Origin of the sequence: Rhizobium brockwellii (assembly GCF_000769405.2) — a bacterium.
GTDB lineage: Bacteria > Pseudomonadota > Alphaproteobacteria > Rhizobiales > Rhizobiaceae > Rhizobium > Rhizobium brockwellii.
Map to the genome: position 1 here is coordinate 2,365,989 of NZ_CP053439.1, position 23,391 is coordinate 2,389,379.

Sequence of the window (23,391 nt, forward strand, 5' to 3'; positions counted from 1 at the left end):
GTGACAGATCGGCAAGTCGCCGCCTGTCGTCTCCACCTCCGAAACCTGCTGAAGATGCCGGAGAGACCTCGCCGCCCGCCGGACCATCACCGACCGTCCGGAACGATCCGGCCCCACGGGAGCCGGACCGCAAGAGCAGCTAATCTGCTGATCAGTCAGCAGAAGCGATGATCCCGGCAAAACGCTTCTGAGCGTCTTCCGGCGTCATCGACGGATTGGCGAAGAATTCGGAGAAGAGGTCTTCCTTCTGCTTCTGGCTGTCAGCCGAAAGCAGCTGGTCGGTGCCTTGGATCACGTTGCCCTTGGCCAGGATGTCGAGACCCTTCTTCATGCAGTCGTTGGCGGCGGCGAGATCGACGTCGCCGCGAACCGGCAGCGAACCCTTCTTCAGGTTAAAGGCAACCTGGGTCTTGGGATCGAGCAGGGTCTTGGCAAGCACGGCCTGCGCCTTGGACTTTTCTTCGTCCTTCAGCAGCGGGAAGTAGAAGGCGTCGCCGCCAGTCGAGATGATCTCGTTCACGCCGAGGCCCGGCAAGCAGGTATAGTCGGTACCGGCCGTCTGACCGGCGAGCGCGAACTCACCCTGCGCCCAGTCGCCCATGATCTGGCCGCCGGCCTTGCCAGTGATGACAAGGTTGGTGGCCTGGTTCCAATCCTGGACGTTGCTGCCTTTGGCCATGCGCCGAGCATCGTCGGCCGCCTTGAACACCTTGGCGATTTCGGGACCGGCGGCAACTTCCGCATCCTTGTCCTTGAAGACCTTGTTGAAGGTATCCTTGCCGGCGACCGCAACCATCAGCACGTCGAAAGCGCCTGTCGCCTGCCACGGCTGACCGCCGACGGCGAGCGGAATGATGCCGGCCTTTTCGAGAGCTGGAGCCGCAGCGACGAACTCATCCCAGTTCTTCGGAACCTCGACGCCGGCCTTCTTGAAGGCGGCGTTCGAAAGCCACAGCCACTGCCAGGAGTGGATGTTGACGGGAGCGCAGTAGATCTTGCCGTCGATGGTGCAGGAATCGAGCAGGCTCGACGGACGAATGATATCCTTCCAGTGCTCGGCGGTCGCCACATCGGTCAGGTCGCGCATCAGGCCAGCCTGAACGAGCTCCTCAGCCTGGCGGCCATGGTTGAACTGGGTGGCGCCCATTGGGTCGCCGCCGGTAATGCGGCTGATCATGATCGGACGGGCAGTGCCGCCGGAACCGGCGATAGCACCGTCGACCCAGTGGTTGCCGGTAGCGTCGAATGCCTTTGCCAGTTCGGCGACGGCAGCTGATTCGCCGCCCGAAGTCCACCAATGCGTGACTTCGAGATCGGTGGCATTTGCGGCGCCGAACGGAAGCGCGACCGAAGCGGTAAGTACGGCCGCCAATATACGGATTTTCATGAGTTCTCCTCCCTCACTGAAACGTTGCCGGAAAAACTTAGATCAATCGATTTCTCCACGCAACTGCCCGCAGGCAAATTTTTCCGTGATAACCGGAATTGCTACTTCTGCCTGTTTACATCAGGAGCACTGCATCCCTCTGAAACGATACCAGGCTGGGCGTTCTCGCACATGCGTTTCCAACTTATCAGTTTGAATTTGCGTCATAATTTTGCACGATAAATTAAGTCTTCCAGTTCAGTCTCTTCGCAATTGCAATAAAACAGAGCATGGATTGCCGATTCAACCTATACATACAATGTTGCAATGCACACAACAAAAAGCACTCGACATTTCTACTGTATCGTTACAGATTGCATTCTTCAGGGAGGTGCGATTTTGGCATGCGGCGGGCTTACGACGCTGGAAAAAGCCTCTATAAGCGACACCAATTCGCGCAGGGCGGCCTAAAGGGATGGAAAACAAGGGAAATTTTGGGAACGCGGCATCGACGCCGGCAGCGCGCGAGCGCCCGACGTTGAAGACGATCGCCTTCATGACGGGCCTTGGCGTGACGACGGTGTCGCGCGCGCTGAAGGATGCGCCGGATATCGGGGCCGAAACCAAGGAGCGCGTGCGCATGGTCGCCCGCCAGCTCGGCTACCAGCCCAACAGGGCGGGTGTGCGCCTCCGTACCGGCAAGACCAACGTCATCGCCCTCGTCCTCAGCATCGACGAGGAGATCATGGGCTTCTCGAGCCAGATGGTCTTCGGCATCTCCGAGGTGCTATCCGGCACGCCCTATCATATCGTCATCACGCCGCATTCGCACAGCAAGGACCCAATGCTGCCGGTGCGCTATATCCTCGATACCGGTTCGGCCGACGGCGTCATCATCTCACGCATCGAGCCGGACGATCCGCGCGTAAGGCTGCTGAGCGAGCGCGGCATGCCCTTTGCCACGCATGGGCGCACCGATGCGGGTCTCACGCATCCCTTCCACGACTTCGACAACGAGGCCTTCGCCCATAAGGCGGTGGAAAAGCTGGTCAAGCGCGGCCGGCGCCGCATCGCCCTACTGCAGCCGCCGAGCAAGCTCACTTACTACGCCCATATCCGCATCGGCTTCCAGACCGGCCTGCATGATTACGGCGCCGAGGAAGTGCCGCTGCGCATCAACACCGACGCCCCGCTCGCCGACATCCGCGACGTCGTCGAGGTGATGATGCGCTCGGCTAATGCGCCTGACGGCATCGTCTGTTCGGCCGGCAGTGCTGCAATCGCCGTCAATGCCGGCATCGAAGCAGCCGGCAAGGCGCTCGGCCGCGATCTCGACATGGTCTCCAAACAATCGGTACCGATCCTGAACTGGATCCGCCCGGAGATCATCACCGCCCAGGAGGACGTCCGCCACGCCGGCCGCGAAATGGCCAAAGCCGTCATCGCCCGCATCGACGGCGTCGAACCGGAACTGCTGCAGAGTATTAGCCAGCCGACCTGGCCGGAGAGTGGCAGGTAGGCAGTCGGCTGGGGAACGGATCGTCGGGCTCAAATCCCGACGATCGGCTTTGGATCATCACAGGTCTTCGACGACGAAATTCACCAGTCGCCCCGGGACCAGAATTTCCTTGACCACCGTTTTGCCGTCGAGCAAGGCCGTGATGGAAGGTTCGGATCGCGCCGCTGCAAGCAGCGCCTCGCCGAGATCGGCGGCGGCTTCGAACCGGTGGCGAACCTTGCCGTTGATCTGCACGATATATTGGCGGATCTCCATCTCGATCATTGCAGGATCGAAGGTCGGCCAGGAAACCCGCGTCAGTGTTCCGCCGTGACCAAGCTTGCTCCATAACTCCTCCGCGATGTGAGGCGCAAAGGGTGCGAGCAACAGCACGAATGTCTCCACCACTTCGCGTGGACGTGCTGCTTCCGCCGTCAGTGCGTTGGCCAGTTCCATCAGTCGGGAAACTGCGGTGTTGAAGCGAATTGCTTCGATATCCGCCGTCACCATCTTCACGGTCTGGTGGCGCAAGCGTAGAAGCTGCGGACTGGGGGCCGCCTCGAGCACCACTGGAGAAAGTCCGTCGCTTTCGTCGCAGACAATACGCCAAGCACGCTCCAGAAACCGACGTACGCCGATCACGCCAGCGGTCTGCCAGGGTTTTGCCGCGTCCAGAGGTCCCATGAACATCTCGTACAGGCGCAAGGCGTCGGCCCCGAACTGATCGACGACATTGTCGGGATTGACAACGTTCAACTGCGACTTCGACATCTTCTCGACGGCGCGCTGCACTTCGACCGGCCCAGCGAACCATCTGCCCTCCTCTTCGACAACGGAAGACGGCGCGTAGTACCGGCCCGCCGTATCGCGGTAGGAATGAGCAAGGATCATGCCCTGGTTGAACAGACGCTGGAACGGCTCTTCCGTCGAAACGACCCCGATATCGTAAAGAACCTTGTGCCAGAAGCGGGCATAGAGCAGATGCAGGACCGCATGCTCGGCACCGCCGACATAGAGATCGACCGGCATCCAATAGCGCTCGGCCTCGCGCCCGACGGGTTCGCGGGCGTTGCCGGGATCGAGGAATCTGAGAAAATACCAGCAGGAGCCCGCCCATTGCGGCATCGTGTTAGTCTCCCGCCGTGCCGGAATGTCGGTGCCCGGCACGATCGTTTCGACCCAGGCATGCGCACGGGCAAGCGGCGGTTCGCCATCTGGCGTCGGGGCGTAGTCGTCCAGTTCAGGCGGCAGCAGCGGCAGGCATTCCTCAGGCAGCGGCATCACCGAGCCATCCGCCAGATGCAGCACCGGGATCGGCTCGCCCCAGTAGCGCTGGCGGGAAAACAGCCAGTCGCGCAGGCGGTACATGACCTTCGGCCAGCCCACGCCGTTCGCCTGCAGCCAGGCGATGATGGCGGATCTCGCCTCCGGCGAGCCCAGGTCATCCAGGAAGCCGGAGTTGGCCATCGCCCCCTCGCCCTCATAAGCCGCCTTTTCGCTATCGTCCTTGCTGTCGATCACGCGAATGATCGGCAGCTCGTGCGCATGGGCAAAAGCGTAGTCGCGCGCGTCATGAGCCGGCACCGCCATCAGGGCGCCGGTGCCGTAGCCAGCCAGCACGTAATCGGCCACCCAGACCGGCAGCCGGGCTCCGTTGGCAGGGTTGATCGCATAGGCGCCGGTGAAGACGCCCGTCTTCTCGCGCCCGGTATCGGCCCGCACCGTTTCTTCCAATCCTTCGGCCTCGGCAATATAGGCGGCCACCGCCTCGTGCATTTTCGGCCCGACGATGGCGGCAACTGCAGGATGCTCCGGCGCGAGCACGATATAGCTTGCTCCGAACAGGGTCTCGGGGCGCGTCGTGAAGACGGTGATGACCTCTTTGCCGTGCTCGAGCGAAAACCGGATTTCGGCGCCCTCGGAGCGTCCGATCCAGTTGCGCTGCATGATTTTCAGGTTTTCGGGCCAGTCGAGGCCGTCCAGTCCCTGCAGCAGCCGATCGGCATAGGCCGTGATGCGCAGCATCCACTGGCGCATCCTGCGGCGAATGACGGGATCGCCGGTCTCGACATAACGCCCGTCCTTGACCTCCTCGTCGGCAAGCACCGCGTTCTGGGCCGGGCACCAGTTGACCGCGACCTCCGCCTGATAGGCGAGGCCCTTCTCGAACAGCTTCAGGAAGATCCACTGCGTCCAGCGCACATAGGCGGGGTCGGTCGTGGCAAACTCGCGACTCCAGTCATAGGAGAAGCCCAGCCTCTGCACCTGCCCGCGAAACGTCTCGATATTGCGCTTCGTCGTGATATCGGGATGCACACCAGTCCGCATCGCGTGGCGCTCCGCCGGCAGGCCGAAACTGTCCCATCCCATCGGATGCAGGACGTTGAAGCCGCGCATGCGTTTGTAGCGGCACGTTATATCAGTGGCGGTGTAGCCAAGGGGATGGCCGACATGCAGGCCCGCACCGGAAGGATATGGGAACATGTCGAGTGCGGAGAATTTCGGTCTGGCCGGATCGATTTCCGCTCGGAAGGTATGGTGCTCGGCCCAATAGGCCTGCCACTTCGGTTCGATCATCTTGGGATCATAAGGCATGCATCACTCCTGGCGCCGGCCGGCTCCGCGGCGGCGCGTCCTGAAAAATGGAGGCGTTCTTTGGTTCAGGAGCAGCTACGGCTGCCGGTGCTCCGGTGACGTCCGGCAGCCGCGGCTAAGTCGAAGCGCGCGCGGAGTTGCGGCGCAGGACGTCTGCGCGACGCTCCGGACGAAAAAAGCGCGATGTAGCTTTGGAAAAGATTTGGTGTCCATGGACGGTGGCTCAAGGCAAATAAGGAGAAAGCAAACGACAGTGTTAACCCGGCTCCGATCAGGAGGCCGTGGTGGTAAGTCGTGCGTCGCGTGCGCGAACGTCTGCTGCTTGAGTTGCCATAATCATGAACCAAGAGTGCCCGATATGATCGCTCCTGCCAAGAGTGCATTCGCGCGAAAATCAGGATCTGTTCAAATCCCGCGGCGCACTCCTCACCAACTGATCGAGCACCGCCGCGATCTTCGGGTTACGCGCCTCGCCGCGCCGGCTAATCGCATAGATGCTCCGGTAGGTGGATGGCGTCAGCGGCTTGACGGTCAGGCTTTCGCCAAAATCTCGAAGCGCCAGCCCGGGCATCACCGAAATCGAACATCCGGCTTCGACAAGCGCGAACACGACTTCGAAACTGTCGCTGAAACCATTGATAGCGGGCTCGAAACCGATGTCGAGGCAGGCCTGGCGGATGGCCCTGCAATAGGCGCTGGAGGCGACGTCGAGCGCCCAATGTTCATCCCTCAGCTGTGCGAGTTCGATGACGGGCTCGCTCTCCAGGCTGTGGCCAGCGGGCAGAAGCACGAAGAGCTGGTCGCGGCAGAGGAACAGCGTGTCGGCCGTGCCCTCCAGCGTATGCGGATCGAACGATATGTCGTCGGCAATGACGATATCGGCCTGCCAGGCCCGGAGTGCCGCCACGCCTTCGGCAGGCCCCATCGTCGTCATGACGATGTCGAGATGCGGATGGTCGGTGGCGAGTTGGCGCATTGCGGCAGGAATGAAGGAGGAAGCTGCGGAGGGTTGGGCGGCGATCCTGAGGTCGCCCGCGACGATATTCTGCAGCTCGGCAATATCGGTCTTGGCTTCCTCGACGACGGCGAATATCCGATCGGCATGCACGACGAGCCGCCGGCCGGCCAATGTCAGCGTCACCCCTCGCCCGCGCCGCTCGACGAGTGCGATTCCAACTTCGTCCTCCAGTTGGGCGATCTGCTGGGAAACGGCCGATGAGGAAATGCCGAGCGCGTCGGCCACCGCCGCCATCGTCTCGCGGCGCGAGAGCTCGCGAAGCGTGCGCAATCGGAAGAAATCCAAGCCTGTTTTTCCAGTTGATCAATCGGCCATAATTTCTAACCTATATACTTATTTTAATTAAGTGGACCTGAAGAAAACTGCACCTTAGCCTTGGATTCGCAAGCGGGGCATCGGTTCGAAAAAAGCCAAGATTGCCGGCCATCTGATAAGATGAACCAAGGGGGATATCGACTGGATGCAGCAGAGCGGCGTGCCTTATTTCAGCCAATGGGAAACACCCGGCATGACACTGCCGGTGCTTGCCGAGGGATCGCAGGCTCTGCTCAGCGATCCGCTCTGGCGCCATTCTGGGGCCGCGACGATCGAGGAATATGCGCGCTGGGCGTTGAATGTCTGCGGCATGGCCTGCCTGAAGATGATCCTTGCTGCCCGCGGCGAGATCCATCCGACTCTCGAGCTTGCCCGCGCCTGCACCGCCTATGGCGGTTATGTCGTCAACGAGATCGATGCCTCGATCAAAGGGCTGGTCTACGCGCCCTTCGTCCGCTTCGCCGCCGACCGTTTCGGGCTTAACGCGGAGACGATGACCGGCGTCGAGACTTCGGCCATTCCCGAGCTTCTGTCGCAGCGCCGGTTTTTCATCGCCTCGGTGAACTCGGGCATCCGCTGGCCAGAGCGCGAGCCGCCGTCGAAGGGCGGACACCTGGTGCTGGTGACGGCAGCCTCGCAGGAGACGATCCGTTTTCACAACCCGTCCGGCCACGACGAAGCGAGCCAGGCCGATGTGACGCTGCCGCTTGCCGTCTTCGACCGCTTCTTCGCCAATCGCGGCATATCGGTCGACGCCTGACCTTTTCAACACCAGATCGCTTCGGAGGCTTTCATGACCCCTTCCCCACACAGGCTGCGCATTGCCGTGCTCTTCGGCGGACGCTCGGCCGAGCATGAGGTTTCCGTGCTCTCGGCAACCAATGTCATGGGCGCGCTCAAGCCCGAAAAATACGATGCCGTCCCCATCTTCATCACCCGCGCAGGACAATGGCTGCTAAGCAGTTTCGAAGACGGCATATTGGCGACGCCATCATCAGGCACGGAAATCTGCCTCGTGCCGGGCGGACGGGGCCGGATGCTGGCGATCCCGGCCCATGGCGCGCTGCATGAGTTGGCAAGGATCGACATCCTGTTTCCCGTGCTGCACGGCCCCCATGGCGAAGACGGCTCAGTGCAAGGCGTGGCGGAGGTGGCTCGCGTGCCGCTTGCCGGCTGTGGCATCCTCGGCTCCGCCGCAGCGCTCGACAAGGACATCGCCAAGCGCCTGCTGAGGGCGGCGGGCCTGCCGGTAGCGCGTGCGGTGACGATCCATCAGGGTGCGGCCCCTTCGTTGGCAGCCCTCGAAGGTGAACTCGGCCTGCCGCTCTTCATCAAGCCGGCGCGGCAGGGATCGTCGGTCGGCGTCGCCAAGGTCCATGCCAGCCAGGAATTCGCGCCCGCCCTTACTGAGGCCTTCCGCCACGATCGCACGCTGCTCGCCGAAGAATTCGTGCGTGGCCGCGAGATCGAATTCAGTGTGCTGGAAGATGCGGCAGGCGAACTCTTCGTCTCCCGGCCGGGCGAGATCGTGCCGGCGGAAAGCCACGGCTTCTATAGCTACGATGCCAAATATATCGACGAGAAAGGTGCCGCGTTGAAAGTGCCGGCAGAACTGCCGCAGGAGGTCGAGGCTGCCATGCGCGACGTGGCCGCAAGAGCCTTCCGGGCCGTCGGTTGCGACGGCATGGCCCGCATCGACTTCTTCCTGACGGAGGACATGCAGTTCCTCGTCAATGAAATCAACACCATCCCCGGCTTCACCGATATCAGCATGTATTCCAAGGCCATGGCGGCAAGCGGCGTCACCTACGCCGAAATCATCGACCGCCTGGTGGACCACGGCCTGGCGCGCGCCCGACGAGCCACCTGAGACGGGAGCTTGATCATGAACAGGCTGGTCCTGATTTCGGGATGTTCCGGCGGCGGAAAATCGACACTGCTTGCGGAACTCGCCGCCCGCGGTCATGCCGTCGTCGAAGAGCCCGGCCGACGGATCGTCAAACAGGAACTCGAAGGCAACGGCGCAGCCCTGCCCTGGGTCGACATGGCGGCCTTTGCCCGCCGCGCAATCGAGATGGCGATCGCCGATCACGCGGCGGCGCGTGAGCAGGCGGGCTGGACGTTTTTCGATCGCGGGCTGATCGATGCGGCGGCAGCGCTGCAGCACCTGACTGGAGAACCGGTCCTGGAAAAATTGAGCGTCGCCCACCGCTATCACCAGAGGGTTTTTCTGACCCCGCCATGGCCCGAAATCTACACGACCGACCCCGAGCGGCGCCATGGCTTCGACGAGGCGGTCGCAGAATATGACCGGTTGGCCGCCATCTATCCGATGCTCGGCTACGACATCGTCATGCTGCCGAAAATCGCGATCGCCGACCGGGCCGATTTCATCCTCGACTGCCTCTCTCGCGAAACGAGGCAGCCGTAGACGAGATCATCAGGGTCATGCCTCTCGGCCGCCGTCTCCAAGGGCTCAGCGCCTGCGAAAGACGCACCACTGGAACGACTGCCGGCCACCAGCGGGTGTTGCGTGCTCCTCGCGCCAGTCGCGCTGAAGCGCGAAGGTGGACGAAAATTCGGTCGCAAGCGCCACCGCGTCGTAACGCTGGACCGGCAGGCCGCTGCACCGTTCCGGCCCGTCGGGCGCAAAGGTCGCGATGATCAAGACGCTACCCGGCGCCGTGCCGGTTTCGAGTGCTCGACGATAGGCCAGCCGCTGCTCTGGTTCGGTGAGGAAGTGAAAGACGGCGCGGTCGTGCCACACATCGTAATGGCGTTCGGGTTGCCATGCCATGACGTCGGCAACCATCCAGGCGATCCGGCCGGCTTCATCCCGCAGCCGCGCCTTGGCGACCTCAAGCGCCGGCGCGGCGATGTCGAGGACGGTGAGGTCGGACCACCCGCGCTCAATAAGACGGTCGACAAGGTTTGATGCGCCGCCGCCCACATCGATCAGCGAGGCCGTGACCGGCAGTTGCAGCTCGTCAAGCGCCCGCAAGGAAGGCCCGGGCGCCGGCTGATACCAGCTGACGCTGTCGGCAGATTTCGTGCGGTAGACCTCGTCCCAGTGTTCCCGTTTCCCGCTTGTCATCCGATATTCCCATCTCTTGCGAAGCCCGACATCCTAACTGATCGACATGTAGGGACTGAGGCGTCTGCAACCAGTCGCAGTGCGCCTCAATGTTCTCCGTTCAGCAAGCGAAGTGACGGTAGACCAGATCCTTAGGATCACTTCGGGGTGCTGCGGGATCGAGGCGCGCGCCCAGCCGTTCCGCAACGGCAACGGAAGCAGCATTGCCAGGAGCGATATAGCTGACAAGCGATGGCAGCTTGACCGTCGCAAAAGCCCAGTCGCGCAGCGCCAGGGCCGCTTCGGTCGCATAGCCTCTGCCCTCGTATTCCTCGTAGACGAACCAGCCCAATTCCTTTTCGGGAAAGAGCGGTCCGTGATTGATCCCCACCTGACCGACGCATTCGCCGGTTTCGCCAAGCTCGACCGTCAGCGCTCCGTGCCCGAAAAGCTGCCACAGAGCGACGTCGTGACAGAACATCCCCCACGCCGCGCGCAGATCGAACGGGCCGCCCATTCCGACCGATCTCGGCGACGCCATCAGCTGCGCATAGGCGGCGAAATCGTCGATATCTGGCATGCGGAGCCTGAGACGCTCGGTTCGAATGGTCATCGCGCCCGTTTCGGACATGCCGTCGCCTTCTCTGTCAGCTTGGGTTTGGAGTTTCGGCCGTTGAAGGGAATATCCTAGCTTTCAAATGCCTGGGCGAATTGCAACGTCCCGCTTGGCGGGGATCCGCGAAAAACAATCCGCTGCACGAGCCGCGTATCGATGTCGAGGTACTTCAGTTGCCCGTCACTGCTGAAACCGACACGGCTATAGATGTCGGGATTGCCGATCAACGCGCATCCGCTGGCACCCATCCCCTTCAGCAGTTCGAGACCCCTGGCAATCAGGGCCTTGCCGATCCCCTGCCGCTGTCTCTCCGGCTTGACCGATATCGGCCCCAGCCCGAACCAGCCGTCATGCGCGCCGTCGACGAAAACGCCACATGCCCCAAGATCTCGCCATCCTGCTCAGCGACCAGCGATATCGTTAGATCGCCGTTTTCGCGAAGTCTTCGGAAAATCTCCGCTTCCGTCCCGTCGCTGTAAGGCATCGGCTTGAAGGCGGTCCAGGTCAGATCATGGATCGCGTCGATATCCTCCGGCGTTTCGTCTCAGATAAGCATCTCTATCAATCCTCAATCGCTAAAGCTCAAAGATTCTATGCAAGGAAAGTCGAAGACCAGCAAGCCGGGTTCCTCCAGCGGCAGCTGCGCCACGACCTGCCCTTCCGGGTTCAGCACCGCCGTCGGCCCCCAGGCGATGCGCCCGTCGCGCTCGCCTGTCACGTCGGACGAGATCAGCCACAGGCCGGTTTCGCGGCATCTTTCGCCGCGAACCGCGTTGTGCCGCTCCTTGAATATTTCCGCCTTGTCCTTTGGCATCATGTTGTTGGAGAGGCATAGGATCAGGGATGCGCCGGCCGCGGCGATCGTTCCGGCTGCTTCAGGAAAGTTCGTGTCGTAGCAGATGTTTATCCCGAAGCGCAGGTCTCCGACCGCAAAGAGCGGGCTTTCCTTTCCCGCCTCGAAAGCCCGTTCGCCGCGCAGCAGGTGGGCTTTCCGATAGCGGCCAACGAGAACGCCGCGCTCGATGACAACAGCGGTGTTGAACAATCGCCCGTCATCGACCTCAATGAGCCCCATGACCAGCACCGGTCCCGACTTCGGCAGCCGGTCCAGGACCGCGGCGAACTCGGCGGATGTGAAATCGAGAGCAACGCGGCGCGCCGATGGTTCATCGACCAAGTAGCCCTGCAAAAAACCTTCGGGAAAGACAAGCAAGGCCGCACCATCAGCCTCAGCAAGCGCTGTGACCTTAACGGCATAATCCAACGCTGCCCGGACATTCTCCCGAAATTCAGGCGTCTGCGCGGCGGCTATCCGAATGCTCTTCACCTTGATCTCCGCGTTTGGACGACTTGCAGCCTACCCGGTCAGGCTTGTGCAGGCAGCGCCAAGACAGCGGATTGCCGACGGTAGCATGAGGCAGCAACCACGAAAAAGCCCGGCGCGGCGGCCGGGCTTTTCCTCGATCTATTTTCAGCAACCTCAGAAGGTCGAGGCACCGCTGCCCCAGGGGCCGTGATGGAAATCCTTGCCGTCCAGGCGATCGAAGCCGTGGGCGCCGAAGAAGTCGCGCTGTGCCTGGATGAGGTTTGCCGTTCCCCTGCCCTGGCGATAGGCGTCGAAATAGGTCAGCGCCGAGGTCAGCGCCGGAACCGGCAGGCCGGCGGCAATCGCGGCACCGACGACGCGGCGCAGCGCCGGGATCGATTCCTTGACCATGTCGGAGAAAGCCGGCGTGACGATCAGGTTCGCAGCATCAGGTGCCTTGGTGAAGGCCGAGGTGATCTCGTCGAGGAACTGCGAACGGATGATGCAGCCGGCACGCCAGATCCTGGCAATCGTCGGCATCGGCAGCGACCAGTTGAACTCGCGCGATGCTTCCGCCATCACCGCGAAACCCTGCGCATAGGCGCCGATCTTGGCGGCAAACAGTGCCAGTTCGAGATCCTTGTTGAGCTCGGGGCCGTAAGCGATCGGGAAGGACACGGCCTGCGTGCCGAAGATCTTTTCGGCGGCTTCGCGCTGCGACTTCATCGAAGAGAGGCTGCGGGCGGCGACCGCGGCCTCGATCGCCGTTGCCGGAATGCCCATGTTCTGCGCCTCGATCGCCGACCACTTGCCGGTGCCTTTCTGGCCTGCCTTGTCGAGGATCATGTCGACCATCGGCCCGCCGGAGACCGGATCGGTGGCCGCAAGCACCTTCTCGGAGATTTCGATCAGGTAGGAGTTCAGCCGGCCCTTGTTCCATTCGCCGAAGATGCCGGAGATTTCGGAGGCGCTCTTGCCGAGGCCGTCGCGCAGGATGCCGTAGATTTCGGCGATCATCTGCATGTCGGCATATTCGATGCCGTTATGGATGGTCTTGACGAAATGGCCGGCACCGTCATTGCCGAGCCAGGCGACGCAGGGCTCGTCATTGTAGCGAGCGGCAATCGATGTCAGCACCTTCTCGACGCGCTTCCAGGACTCTTCGGTGCCGCCGACCATGATCGATGGGCCATGGCGCGCACCTTCTTCGCCGCCGGAAACACCCATGCCGATAAAGGTCAGATCGGTATTCTTCAGCCGGTCGAAGCGGGCGACGGTGTCGCGGAAATTGGCGTTGCCGGCATCGATCATGATGTCGCCCTTGGAGAGATGCGGGCGCAGCAGCTCCATCTGCTGGTCGACGGGCTCGCCCGCCTTGATCATGATGATGATCGGACGCGGCGGCCGGATCGCATCGACGAACTCTTCGATCGTCTTGCAGGGAACAATCTGCTTCTTCAGATCGCCGGAGCTTTCGTAGAATTCGCCGGTTTTCTCCGGCGTGCGGTTGAACACCGCGATTTTATTGCCTTTCTCCGCGATGTTGAGCGCCAGGTTGGAGCCCATGACCGCAAGGCCGATCAGTCCGATTTCTGCCTTTTCCACGACAAACCTCCGATGTGTCATTTGGACCGGTGTTGTGGCACTGTCTCGGTCAAACGGCAAGTCTCGCAAGGGTCTAATCGGTTCGCAAAAGCCAATGAAATGAAGCTTGCAATATCGCCGCTTGTCCGACAACCAGCCGGCTGGCGCCCAGTCCGGAAGCCCTGAGTTTTTCGTGCGCCCTGCCCGCAATGCCCTATCTCATGTTATCATCGGGGCATCGGGAGATATCGCATTGGCATCGGGAAGACGAAAAGATACGGCTCTCCTGGCGGCCCGCGCCGGCCGCTACCGCGAGTCTATGCCGCCGCCGGCGCTGCGACGCCATTTCAGCCGCCTCTGGTCGCATGCGCTGCATGACGGACCGCCGGCAATGGTGGCGATTGTACCGGACGGCTATTGCGACCTGCTCTGGATCGACGGCCGGCTGGTCGTCGCCGGCCCTGACCGGACAGCGGCCTTTCCCGTCATCCGGCCGGGCGCGACTGTCATCGGCGCACGTTTTGCGCCCGGCGCCGCAGCACCCTGGCTGAAGACGCCGCTCTCGGCACTGGTCGGCTGCTCGGTGCCCCTTGCTGACATCGGCCGGAAGGACACCGCCGAATTCGAAGCGCGGCTTGCGGATTGTCCTGCCCCCTCGGCCGCCACGGCGCTGTTTAGCCGCCTGCTCGAAGAGACCGCGCGCGATGACGAGGAGCCCGCCCGCGACGCCGCCATGATCTTCGCCGCCGCCGACAATGCTCGCCCGGTGTCCGGCCTGCTCGACCGCCTCGGCATGAGTGAAAGGCAGCTGCGCCGCCGCTGCCACCACCATTTCGGCTACGGCGCAAAGACGCTGGAACGGATTCGCCGGTTCCAGCGTTTCCTCGACCTCTGCCGCAGGTCGGGCGCGATGCCGCTCGCCCGCCTTGCGCTCGAATCGGGCTTTGCCGACCAGCCCCACATGACACGCGAGGTCGGCGAACTCTCGACGCTGACACCTGCGGTCATTCTCGGCCAGCTCAGCATACGGCAAAGAGCCGATTGACCGTTTTGTTCAAGACGCTGCTGGCCGGTCTGTTATTCTGACGAAACCAAATGCCAGGGACCTGCAAGCCATGTCGACAATGCCCGCGAAAATCCTACACCTGTCGATAGAGCGCGACTGGCGCGACGTCTATGACTTCGCCGGCAAGCCGGAGAACATGCCGCTCTGGGCCTCCGGCCTTGCGACCGGCTTAGAGCCTCACGGCGCCGACTGGATCGCCCACGGCGCTCTCGGCAGCGTCAAGGTGAGCTTCGTTCCTGCCAATGAATTCGGCGTGATCGACCATACGGTGACGATCGAATCCGGCCTAAGGGTTTATAATGCCCTGCGCATCGTGCCGAACGGCGATGGCTGCGAGGTCATGTTCACGCTGCTGCGCCTACCCGGCATGACCGACACACAGTTTTCCGCCGATGCCGCCCATGTCGAGAAGGATCTCGCCATGCTGAAAGCCCTGATGGAGAGATAGATGGCCGAGAAGACAGAAAACCACGACCGCCGCATCGACTATGTCGAATTCAACGTTGCTGACATCGCCGCCGCCAAAGCCTTTTACGGCTCGGCCTTCGGCTGGCGCTTCACCGATTACGGCCCCAATTATTGCGAATTCGACGATGGCCGGCTGAAGGGCGGCTTTTCCGATTTCGGACCGGTGCGGCCGGGCGGCGGCCCGCTCGTCGTCGTCTATGCCAGTGATCTGGAAGAAGTGCTGACCTCAGTCGAAAGAGCCGGCGGCACGATCTGCCGGCCGATCACCGATTTTCCCGGCGGCCGTCGCTTCCACTTCCTCGACCGCGATGGTTACGAGCTCGCCGTCTGGGCGGCTGCTTAGCCAGACTGCCCGAGGCAGCCGAGTTGGATCAGGCAGCCTGCGACAGCCGATCGAGATCTTCCATGACGAGCAGGGCCCCGATCACCGCACCGCCCGCATCGCGCAGCGGTGACATGCGACAGCGCACTTGCCGCGATTCGCCGCTGCCGGTCGAGCGCTCATAGGAATAGTCGATCTGTTCGCCGGCAAAACAGGCGTCGAGCTTATGCTTGGCGCATTCGGCAAACCGCTCCTCGCCGATGAATTCGGAAAGGTGACGGCCGATGAGCTCCATCGGCTTCCTGTTGAGATGGGCGCTGTTGGCTGGATTGGAATAGAGGTAGCGATAGTCCCTTGTCAGCACCGCCACGCGATCCGGCAGGCTTTCCAGGATTACCGCGTTGAGGAACTGGCCATTGTCGGTATCAGGCACATAGGCCGGCGGCGCCTCGATGCGCACATCCTGCGGCGAAGGCACGCGCCAGTCCGGCCCATGTGCCCCGAAATAGCGGTCGAGCAGGTAGGAAAGCACCGACGTGTGCTCCGTGACGCTGGCGCTGTCGTCGGCATCCTGGCTGATCAGATGGCTCACAAACTGCAGCTGCATGTAGACTTCGAGCAGATTGACGGCCCGGTAGGCGAGGATTGCCTCGACCAGCGGTTCGACATGGCGGTCGAGCGCCGTGACGCGCTGATCGTCGCCCAGGCGTATGGCTTCCTCGATTTGCACGCAACGCAAGGAAAAAGCTCGAAAAAGCTCCAGCAAGACGCCTCCACTCCCATTGTCCCAAGAGACGAGTCCGAAACCTCACATGGCTGCATTTCCCAAAAATGCGCCTTCCGGTAGACATTATTCGCGTCTTGGTGGTGACGGGTAACATGAAGTGCCCTCAGTTTCAATCCGAGAGCACCTGCCGCTTTTCACCGCTGATAAATGAGGGTGGATGTTTTTGGAGCATGATGCCGAAAAGTGTGAGCGGTTTTCGGCATCATGCCGGCCTGAAATCATCCTGTTCTAAGGCGCGAGCGTCTGCTTGATCTGCCAGCGGTCGTGATACCAGAGCCACTGTTCCGGATATTCCCGCACCCAGCTTTCCACCTTGTCGTTGAGCAGCTGGGCGGCGGCCGGCAGGTCGAGATTGCCCTTGGCATCGCGCGGCATGTCCAGCCGCGGCTCGATTTCCAGCCGATATCGATTTCCCGGCAGCCGGATGCAGCGCGCTGGATAGACTTCGCAGTCGAACTGGCGCACCAGCTTCGGCAGCAGCGGATTGGTCTTGACGTCGCGCCCGAAGAAGGTGCCCTTCAGCCCCTTGCGGAATTTCTGGTCGACCAGCACGCCCACGCCTTGACCTGCTTCCAACTGACGGGCGAGCGCGAAAGACGAGCCTGCGTGCGAGGGCACCAGCTTGCCCATGCGGGCGCTCCGGAAGTCGAACACCTTCTTGGCGACATAAGGATTATTCGGCGGCCGAAAGAGCACGGTCACGTTGAGCCCGAAGGCGGCGCCCGCCACCGGCAGCAGCTCGAAATTGGCGGTATGGCCGGTAAAGACGATGAAAGGGCGCGGATTGTCGCGCAGGTCGAGGAAGATCGGGACGCCCGACACCTCCACCCTGCCCAGCTCCGACTTTTCGGGATCATAGTCGAACAGCTGGTCGAGGAAGACGTATTCCGCCGCAAGCCGGCCCATATTGCCCCAACTGGCGAGCGCGATCTCCTCGATCTCGGCCTCGCTCTTCTCAGGAAAGGCGTTGCGCAGATTGGTCAGCATCAGTCTGTGTCGGCTGGTCAGTCGGCCGAGCCGGCGCATCATCCTGTCGGCGAAGCGGATCGCGCCGTCGGCCGGAAACAGCTTCAGGAAATTCATGAAGCCGAACATCAGCTGAGCCACCAGCCATTGCTGGAAATTCCTGAGCGCCAGAACGATCCGGGTGATGAACAGCTTCACGCGCTCAATCCATCTTCAGGATGATCTTGCCGAAGATCTGGCGCGATTCCATCCGCTCCAACGCCCGGTCTATATCGCTGAAGCTGACTTCGGTATCGATGACAGGATGGACCAACCCGCGGCCCATCTTCTGCATCGCATCCGCCATGTTCTCCATGCGGCAGCCGAAGGAACCGAAGAGCTTCAGCTGTTGCTGGAACAGCATCATCAGGTTCATCTCAGTGGAAACACCCGAGGTCGAGCCGCAGGTGACGAGGCGCCCACCGCGCTTCATGCAGAGCATCGAGCCTGCCCAGGTGTCCTTGCCGACATGTTCGAAGACGACGTCGACGCCCTTCTTCTTGGTGAGCTTGCGCACCACGCCCTCGAAACGCTCGGTGCGGTAGTTGATGACCTGATCGGCGCCGAGCGCCTTGGCCCTCTCGATCTTGTCGTCCGAACCGACCGTGGTGATGACGGTGCAGCCAATCTTCTTGGCAAGCTGGATCGCCGCCGTGCCGATGCCGGAGCCGCCGGCATGGACGAGGATCGTCTCGCCCGGCTCAAGCTTGGCATTGTCGAACAGCATGTGCTCGACCGTGCCGAAGGTGACCGGAGCAAGCGCCGCACCGATCGCGTCGACGCCGGGAGGAGCCGGCACCAGCAGGCGCGCCGGCAGGTTGACCTTCTCCTGCGCAAAGCCGTCGAGATGGAAGCCGTGCACGCCCGAGACATGTTCGCAGAGATTGTCACGGCCTTCGCGGCAGGGACGGCAGAGGCCGCAGGTGCGCGCGCCGTAGATGGAGACGAGCTGGCCCGGCAGCACGTTGGCAACGCCCGGCCCGATCGATTCCACCACTCCGGAGGCTTCCGCACCGATGACCAGCGGCATCTTGCGCTTGGCGAATGCCATGCCGCGCCAACCCCAGACATCGATATGGTTGAGCGCCACCGCCTTGACGCGCAGCGTCACCTCGCCCGCACCTGGGGCGTCAGGTTCCGGCAGATCGGTGATCTCAAGCTTGCGGTCGTCGATCAGTTGCAAAGCGCGCATGGCAAAATCCCTCGCCCTGAAGGCGTTTTTTGTCTCGAATTTGTCGGGAACCGCTTAAGCCGGTTCGAGCGCCATGACAAGGCTGGCATTCTGCCCGCCGAAGCCGAAGGAGTTGGAAAGCACGGCCGAAACCTGGGCCTCCCGCTTCTTGTTCGGCACGACATCAAGAACGATCGACGGATCGGGATTGTTGTAGTTGATGGTCGGCGGCAGCGTCCCGGTCAACATCGTCTGCAGCGAGAACACCGCCTCGACGGCGCCCGCCGCCGTCAGCGTATGGCCGATCATCGACTTGTTCGACGACACCGGGATGCCGCCAACGAGCCGATCGCCGAACACGGCCGACATCGCGCCATACTCCATCTTGTCGTTCTCCGGCGTCGAGGTGCCGTGCGCATTGATGTAGCCGATGCCGCTCTCGTCGATGCCGGCATCGGCAAGGGCCGCGCGGATCGTCGCGATTGCCGGGCCGCCATCGGGCGACGACCGGGTGCGGTGGAAGCTGTCGGCCTTGTCGCCGGCGCCCTTCATGATGCCGAGCACCTTAGCGCCGCGGGCGACCGCTGATTCCAGCGATTCCAGCACCAGCGTCGCCGCCCCCTCGGCGATGACGAAGCCGTCACGATCCTTGCTGAATGGCTTGGAAGCCTTGGTCGGCGGATCGTTCTGCGTCGAAAGGGCTGACAGCAACGAGAAGCGGATCAGCGCTTCGGCACTCAGCGATCCGTCGGTCGCGACCGTCAGCGCGCGATCCGTGCGGCCCTGGCGGATTGCCTCGATGCCGAGCTGGATCGCCGTGACACCCGATGCACAAGCCGTCGACAGCGTCACGGGCAAGCCGCGCGTGCCGAACCGGTCAGCAAGGCGCTCGGAAATAGCGCCGAACAGCGCTGCTTCATGGAAGGCCGGGTCCGGACGCTGGCGCAGCGCCGTCAGGAAGCGCTCATAGGCGTCACCCGGATGGTCGGAGGCCGGCGAACGGTCGGCAAGCTCGAAGCGCGCGCTCCATTCCGGTTCGATCGGCGGGGCGGCGAGGAAGAGCGGGCCGTTGAAATCGCCGGACAGGCCGGCATTGGCAAGCGCTTCGATCGTCGTTTCGCGGGCGAAGGCATAGGAGCGCTCGACGGCATTCGGCACCGGAATGCCGATGAAATCGACAGTGCCGGCGATCCGCGTCGACAGGCCCTCGGTCGGGAAGCGGTTGATCTCGTGGATGCCCGACGTTCCGGAGGTAAGGGCTGCCCAGTTGTCGCTGAGGCCTTGGCCGAGCGAGGTGATGATGCCCATGCCGGTAACAGCCACGATCGGACGGCCGAGGTGATCTCTATAAGCTGAAGCTGTCATATCTCTCACTCCTCACGCATCTGCGGAAAGAACGGCAACGCCCTCGCCGCGCTGGTGTCCGACCATGGTCACGACGGCGGCCGTGGCCCCTGCCCGCATCGGCGCCTCATGGGCGGCGTCGAAGGGCGGAACTTTTGCCTTGCCGTCGACGGCAAGGGCCGCAAGCGCCAGACCCAGCGTGAACTGCGTCTCGATCGTATGGCCGGTGACGCCGCCGAAGCCGCGGATCGCAACGTCCGGCAATTGATGTTCGAGCACCGCCCGCTCGCGGGCGGCAAGATCGTGCATGCCGGTCGATCCGGAAAAGATCGCCGTGCTTTCAGTGGCAAGCCCGGCAGCCGGCGCCAAAAGCCGCTCCAGCCGGACTTCGAGATTGCCGGAATTGCGGTTGCCGCGATCGCCCTCGACCGCGTCGATGACGGCATAGATATGGGCGCCGCGGGCTCTAGCATGCTTGCGCGATTCGAGCACCAGGAAAGCGCCCGCCGAACCGGTGATCATGCCGCCACCGTCGCTGGGTCTACGCGACCAGAGCGGCACCCAGTCGCCGCGCGCATGGGCGCCGATCGCTTCGGTGAGCAGGATCATATCAGGCCGTTCGGCCGCAAAGGCGCCTCCAACAAGCGCATGCGAGGATTCGCCTGATTTGATGCGGTAGAAGGCGGTCTCGACGGCGGATATGCCGGCCGCTTCCTCGCCCATGAAGGTGCGCGACGAGCCGGTGACCTTGTGCACGATCGAGATATTACCAGCGAGCAGGTTGGAAAGCTGGGCGAGGAACAGTGTCGGCCTCAGCTCGGTCGTCAGCTTCTCGTTGAGCAGCAACTCGCGGTCATTGCGCTTCAGCGCCTCATCGACGATCAGTGTGTCGACATTGATATCGCGCTCGCCGCCGCCGGCCGCCACGATCATGTCCATCGTGCCACAGGCCTCGATATCGTCCTTGAAACCGGCATCGTCGAGCGCAAGGCCAGCGGCGAAGACGCCGATGCGCTGCCAGTTCTCCATCTGGCGCTGATCGCCGCGCTTGGCGATCTGCTGCGACCAGTCGATCTCGGGCAGTGGGTGCACCGGATAGGGCTTGAACTTCTCGGTCTCGACGATCGCTTTCGGCGCACTGGCGGCCGAAAGCAGCGCGATATGCGCATCCTTGCCGACGCCCTGACAGGTGACGATGCCGATGCCCGAGATGACGACGTCGTTTGCAGCCTTGCTCATCCAATCACTCCCTGCGCCGCGATCGCTTCGAGAAGCCCGATCTCGCTGGCACGTTTCTTCACGATATCGCCGAGCGGCACCTCGGAAAACGGCATGGTGCGCAGCTTCAACTGCGCATCGCAGACCTTCTTGCCGCCGCTGGTGATTTTAGCCTTGGTGACCGCGAAACCCGAACCGTCATGCTCCAGCACCGCCTCGATGTCGAGCACGGCTTCCGGTTCGACGAAGGTGCGCATCTTGGCGCCGTCGACCGTCATCAGGAAGGGCATGGCGGCAAAATTGGTGACGGCAAGCACCAGCATGCCGGAGGCCTGGGCCATGGTCTCGATCAGCAGCACGCCGGGAACGAGCGGCATGCCGGGAAAATGGCCCTCGAAGACGGGGCTCTTCGCCGGCACGACGGATCGCGCCTTAAGCGTGCCCTTCTTCAGGTCGACCACTTCGACGCGGTCGATCATCTGGAAATATTCCAGCAGCATTCGGATCCTCCGGCCCGACAGGCCAGATCCGCCCGCCGGTGACGCCTAAAGCGCGTCTGGTTCGCACTCTAGGTCTTTGTTTTATACATGCCGTTGTCCCAAAACGCTGCGCACTTTTGGGCGGCATGCACTAGTTAGGAACGAAACCGCCCGGCCGCCATATTCACGGCGGCAGGGCGTTCAAAAAAGACTGTTATATCGCTCAGGCCTTGGCGGCTTTGAGCTCGTCGATCTTGGCACAGAGGTTCTTCAGCACGAAATATTCTTCGGTGGAAACCTTGCCTTCGTTGACTTCCTGCGTCCACTTTTCGAGCGGGATCTTGATGCCGAATTCCTTGTCGATCGCAAAGACGATGTCGAGGAAATCGAGGCTGTCGATACCGAGGTCGTCGATCGTATGGCTCTCCGGCGTGATCGTCGCGCGATCGATCTCGCTGGTTTCTGCAATAATGTCGGCAACTTTATCGAATGTAGCGGTCACGCGCTCTACCTCATGAAATGACGATTTAACCCCCCTCATAGGCAAATCCATTTCAAAAGCCAATGCTTTCGTCCCGGCGTTGCGGCAATTTGCAGGCTGGGTGTTGCCTAAACAGCAATGGAATGCCGGCCTTTGCCCTCACCCAAGGCGCGAGGCGATGCCGCTGCAGTAAACCCGTCTCGCCGGCGAGGGCGAAGAAGCCGTCCGAATCAAACCCGCGGACGGCCTCGTCTCGACGCCGCACTTCCAATAACAGCCAGGGCACACAAACTTTGATCTGGATCAAATGGCGATCCGGCCAAAATTGATAATCATCAAGCCGCGCTGGAAGAAATCGGGATAGCCGAACCCGCAATCGCAGCGTAATCGTCTAGGGTATGGCCAGCATGCCGGGCATGCGCAGCTACGCCCCGCACATGTGGATTTCGAAGGGATCAGGATATGGACGTCGCACATAGTGGGGTTCTCGAGGTTGGCATCCCCGTCGCCTGCCGTTCCTGCCAGGCGCGGCACGGCGTCGTCTGCGGCGTACTGTCGAGCGGTCAGTTGAAGGACCTCGGCCGCCACTCGCTGCGCCGCAGGGTCGATGCTGGCTGCGAGATCATCGCACAAGGGTCGGAAAGCTCTTTCTATTCGAACATCATGCGCGGGGTCGTGAAGCTCTGTAAGGTGATGCCGGACGGGCGCCAGCAGATCGTCGGTCTGCAATTCGCTCCCGATTTCGTCGGCAGGCCTTACGTGCGCGAAAGCACGCTGTCGGCCGAGGCTGCGACCGATGCCGAAATCTGCGTCTTCCCGCGCAACCTGCTCGACCGCATGATATCGGAGACGCCGGAACTGCAGCGCAGCCTGCACGATCAGGCGCTGAAGGAGCTGGATGCAGCGCGCGAATGGATGCTGACGCTCGGCCGGCGCACCGCCGAGGAGAAGGTCGCAAGCCTGCTCCACCTCATCGCCACCCATGCCGAACCGCAAACGGCCACAAGCACCGCCTTCGACCTGCCGCTATCCCGCGCCGAGATCGCCGATTTCCTCGGGCTGACGATCGAAACCGTCAGCCGTCAGATGACCCGGCTGCGCAAGAGCGGCGTCATTCGCATCGAGAACTTCCGACATATTGTCGTTCCCGACATGGATGCGCTGGAACGGATGATCGGCGCATAAATGGAATCAGCGCGGCGCATAACCCGTTGGGTTATCGCGTAATGACCACGCGGGTATTGGCAAGGCCGGCCTGTCGCGCCAGCGAGAAGAACTGCGCAGCATTGTCGGGATGCAGGCGAACGCAGCCATGCGAGGCCGGCCGGCCCAGGCGTTTCAGGTCGAAAGTGGCGTGAACGGCGTAACCGCCGTTGAAGAATACGGCGTACGGCATCGGCGCATTGTCGTATTTGCGCGAGCGATGATCGCGTGACAGCCACTTGGCACTCCACGAACCGGTCGGCGTGACATAGCCGTTGCGCGCGGTCGAAACCTTCCAGCGATACTTGACGAAGCCGTTCTCGGAAACGGTCATCATCTGCTTGCCGATGCTGATATTGGCGACCAGCGTTGCAGCCTGCGCAGCAACGGGAGAGAACTGCAGCAATAAACTTGCGGCCACAGCCGCCAAAATCGTCTTCATCATAACCCCTCTTCGAACTCGCGCAGCTTAATTG

24 protein-coding genes and 1 pseudogene are annotated in these 23,391 nt (G+C 62.2%); 8 read left to right on the top strand and 17 right to left on the bottom strand.

Annotated elements, in window-relative coordinates; translation table 11 throughout:
• Positions 1–151 precede the first annotated feature (151 nt).
• Positions 152–1,387 carry an ABC transporter substrate-binding protein gene (locus tag RLCC275e_RS11835; RefSeq protein WP_033182259.1) on the bottom strand — a complete coding sequence of 412 codons (1,236 nt, stop codon included), beginning with the start codon at positions 1,385–1,387 and terminating at the stop codon, positions 152–154.
• Between the two features lie 454 nt (positions 1,388–1,841).
• Between RLCC275e_RS11835 and RLCC275e_RS11840 the strand changes: the two genes are divergently transcribed.
• On the top strand, positions 1,842–2,885 hold the full coding sequence (locus tag RLCC275e_RS11840) for a LacI family transcriptional regulator (protein WP_012757809.1): 1,044 nt from the start codon (positions 1,842–1,844) through the stop codon (positions 2,883–2,885).
• Between the two features lie 57 nt (positions 2,886–2,942).
• Here the strand turns inward: RLCC275e_RS11840 and leuS are convergent, their stop codons facing one another.
• Both leuS and RLCC275e_RS11850 read right to left on the bottom strand, forming a co-directional pair.
• A complete protein-coding gene (gene leuS / locus RLCC275e_RS11845; protein ID WP_033182258.1) occupies positions 2,943–5,459 on the bottom strand; it encodes a leucine--tRNA ligase in 2,517 nt (838 codons plus the stop codon).
• 394 nt (positions 5,460–5,853) lie between these two features.
• Positions 5,854–6,762 carry a LysR family transcriptional regulator gene (locus tag RLCC275e_RS11850; RefSeq protein ID WP_033182257.1) on the bottom strand — a complete coding sequence of 303 codons (909 nt, stop codon included), beginning with the start codon at positions 6,760–6,762 and terminating at the stop codon, positions 5,854–5,856.
• 175 nt (positions 6,763–6,937) lie between these two features.
• Here RLCC275e_RS11850 and RLCC275e_RS11855 point away from each other — a divergent pair, with 175 nt between their 5' ends.
• From RLCC275e_RS11855 to RLCC275e_RS11865, 3 genes are read left to right on the top strand one after another with little or no spacing between them, the layout of a single operon-like run.
• A complete protein-coding gene (locus tag RLCC275e_RS11855) occupies positions 6,938–7,552 on the top strand; it encodes a C39 family peptidase (RefSeq protein WP_033182256.1) in 615 nt (204 codons plus the stop codon).
• A gap of 33 nt (positions 7,553–7,585) precedes the next feature.
• Positions 7,586–8,662 (top strand): D-alanine--D-alanine ligase family protein, encoded by a 1,077-nt coding sequence (locus tag RLCC275e_RS11860; RefSeq protein WP_033182255.1) that lies wholly within the window; start codon positions 7,586–7,588, stop codon positions 8,660–8,662.
• A gap of 15 nt (positions 8,663–8,677) precedes the next feature.
• Complete coding sequence (locus RLCC275e_RS11865) at positions 8,678–9,223, top strand: AAA family ATPase (RefSeq protein WP_033182254.1); 546 nt, start codon at positions 8,678–8,680, stop codon at positions 9,221–9,223.
• 45 nt (positions 9,224–9,268) lie between these two features.
• Here RLCC275e_RS11865 and RLCC275e_RS11870 read toward each other — a convergent pair whose 3' ends face one another.
• The 5 genes and pseudogenes from RLCC275e_RS11870 to gnd all read right to left on the bottom strand — a co-directional run bounded on the left by RLCC275e_RS11870 (position 9,269) and on the right by gnd (position 13,413).
• Entirely contained in the window at positions 9,269–9,886 is a 618-nt protein-coding gene (locus RLCC275e_RS11870) for a class I SAM-dependent methyltransferase (protein WP_033182253.1), read from the bottom strand.
• 100 nt (positions 9,887–9,986) lie between these two features.
• Positions 9,987–10,496, bottom strand: coding sequence for a GNAT family N-acetyltransferase (locus RLCC275e_RS11875; protein WP_033182252.1), 510 nt, complete (start codon positions 10,494–10,496; stop codon positions 9,987–9,989).
• A 56-nt stretch (positions 10,497–10,552) separates the two neighbouring features.
• Positions 10,553–11,007 (bottom strand): annotated as a pseudogene (locus RLCC275e_RS11880) (GNAT family N-acetyltransferase).
• 42 nt (positions 11,008–11,049) lie between these two features.
• Positions 11,050–11,808: a carbon-nitrogen hydrolase family protein gene (locus RLCC275e_RS11885; RefSeq protein ID WP_033182251.1), complete on the bottom strand. Its 759-nt coding sequence runs from the start codon at positions 11,806–11,808 to the stop codon at positions 11,050–11,052.
• Positions 11,809–11,961: 153 nt separating this feature from the next.
• Positions 11,962–13,413, bottom strand: coding sequence for an NADP-dependent phosphogluconate dehydrogenase (gnd, locus tag RLCC275e_RS11890; protein ID WP_171816950.1), 1,452 nt, complete (start codon positions 13,411–13,413; stop codon positions 11,962–11,964).
• Between the two features lie 211 nt (positions 13,414–13,624).
• Here gnd and RLCC275e_RS11895 point away from each other — a divergent pair, with 211 nt between their 5' ends.
• From RLCC275e_RS11895 to RLCC275e_RS11905, 3 genes are all read left to right on the top strand, one after another.
• Positions 13,625–14,416: a helix-turn-helix domain-containing protein gene (locus RLCC275e_RS11895; RefSeq protein ID WP_033182249.1), complete on the top strand. Its 792-nt coding sequence runs from the start codon at positions 13,625–13,627 to the stop codon at positions 14,414–14,416.
• Between the two features lie 70 nt (positions 14,417–14,486).
• A complete protein-coding gene (locus RLCC275e_RS11900; protein ID WP_033182248.1) occupies positions 14,487–14,885 on the top strand; it encodes a polyketide cyclase in 399 nt (132 codons plus the stop codon).
• Positions 14,886–15,248, top strand: a complete 363-nt coding sequence (locus RLCC275e_RS11905; protein ID WP_003540467.1) for a VOC family protein — start codon at positions 14,886–14,888, stop codon at positions 15,246–15,248.
• A gap of 28 nt (positions 15,249–15,276) precedes the next feature.
• Here the strand turns inward: RLCC275e_RS11905 and RLCC275e_RS11910 are convergent, their stop codons facing one another.
• The 8 genes from RLCC275e_RS11910 to RLCC275e_RS11945 form a co-directional block, all read right to left on the bottom strand.
• Positions 15,277–15,993, bottom strand: a complete 717-nt coding sequence (locus tag RLCC275e_RS11910; protein ID WP_033182247.1) for a PAS domain-containing protein — start codon at positions 15,991–15,993, stop codon at positions 15,277–15,279.
• A gap of 249 nt (positions 15,994–16,242) precedes the next feature.
• Entirely contained in the window at positions 16,243–17,178 is a 936-nt protein-coding gene (locus RLCC275e_RS11915) for a lipid A biosynthesis lauroyl acyltransferase (RefSeq protein WP_033182246.1), read from the bottom strand.
• A 4-nt stretch (positions 17,179–17,182) separates the two neighbouring features.
• Positions 17,183–18,211, bottom strand: a complete 1,029-nt coding sequence (locus RLCC275e_RS11920) for a zinc-binding dehydrogenase (RefSeq protein ID WP_033182245.1) — start codon at positions 18,209–18,211, stop codon at positions 17,183–17,185.
• A 54-nt stretch (positions 18,212–18,265) separates the two neighbouring features.
• On the bottom strand, positions 18,266–19,555 hold the full coding sequence (locus RLCC275e_RS11925) for a beta-ketoacyl-ACP synthase (protein ID WP_033182244.1): 1,290 nt from the start codon (positions 19,553–19,555) through the stop codon (positions 18,266–18,268).
• A 12-nt stretch (positions 19,556–19,567) separates the two neighbouring features.
• Positions 19,568–20,773: a beta-ketoacyl-ACP synthase gene (locus RLCC275e_RS11930; protein WP_003560134.1), complete on the bottom strand. Its 1,206-nt coding sequence runs from the start codon at positions 20,771–20,773 to the stop codon at positions 19,568–19,570.
• Complete coding sequence (locus tag RLCC275e_RS11935) at positions 20,770–21,252, bottom strand: 3-hydroxyacyl-ACP dehydratase FabZ family protein (RefSeq protein WP_033182243.1); 483 nt, start codon at positions 21,250–21,252, stop codon at positions 20,770–20,772. The genes RLCC275e_RS11930 and RLCC275e_RS11935 overlap by 4 nt, the downstream gene beginning before the upstream one ends.
• A gap of 202 nt (positions 21,253–21,454) precedes the next feature.
• Positions 21,455–21,733 (bottom strand): acyl carrier protein, encoded by a 279-nt coding sequence (locus tag RLCC275e_RS11940; protein WP_003540486.1) that lies wholly within the window; start codon positions 21,731–21,733, stop codon positions 21,455–21,457.
• A gap of 52 nt (positions 21,734–21,785) precedes the next feature.
• A complete protein-coding gene (locus tag RLCC275e_RS11945) occupies positions 21,786–22,019 on the bottom strand; it encodes a hypothetical protein (protein ID WP_033182242.1) in 234 nt (77 codons plus the stop codon).
• A gap of 155 nt (positions 22,020–22,174) precedes the next feature.
• Between RLCC275e_RS11945 and RLCC275e_RS11950 the strand changes: the two genes are divergently transcribed.
• Positions 22,175–22,897 carry a Crp/Fnr family transcriptional regulator gene (locus tag RLCC275e_RS11950; protein WP_033182241.1) on the top strand — a complete coding sequence of 241 codons (723 nt, stop codon included), beginning with the start codon at positions 22,175–22,177 and terminating at the stop codon, positions 22,895–22,897.
• A 31-nt stretch (positions 22,898–22,928) separates the two neighbouring features.
• Here RLCC275e_RS11950 and RLCC275e_RS11955 read toward each other — a convergent pair whose 3' ends face one another.
• Positions 22,929–23,360, bottom strand: coding sequence for a L,D-transpeptidase (locus tag RLCC275e_RS11955; protein WP_171816949.1), 432 nt, complete (start codon positions 23,358–23,360; stop codon positions 22,929–22,931).
• Between the last annotated feature and the right edge of the window lie 31 nt (positions 23,361–23,391).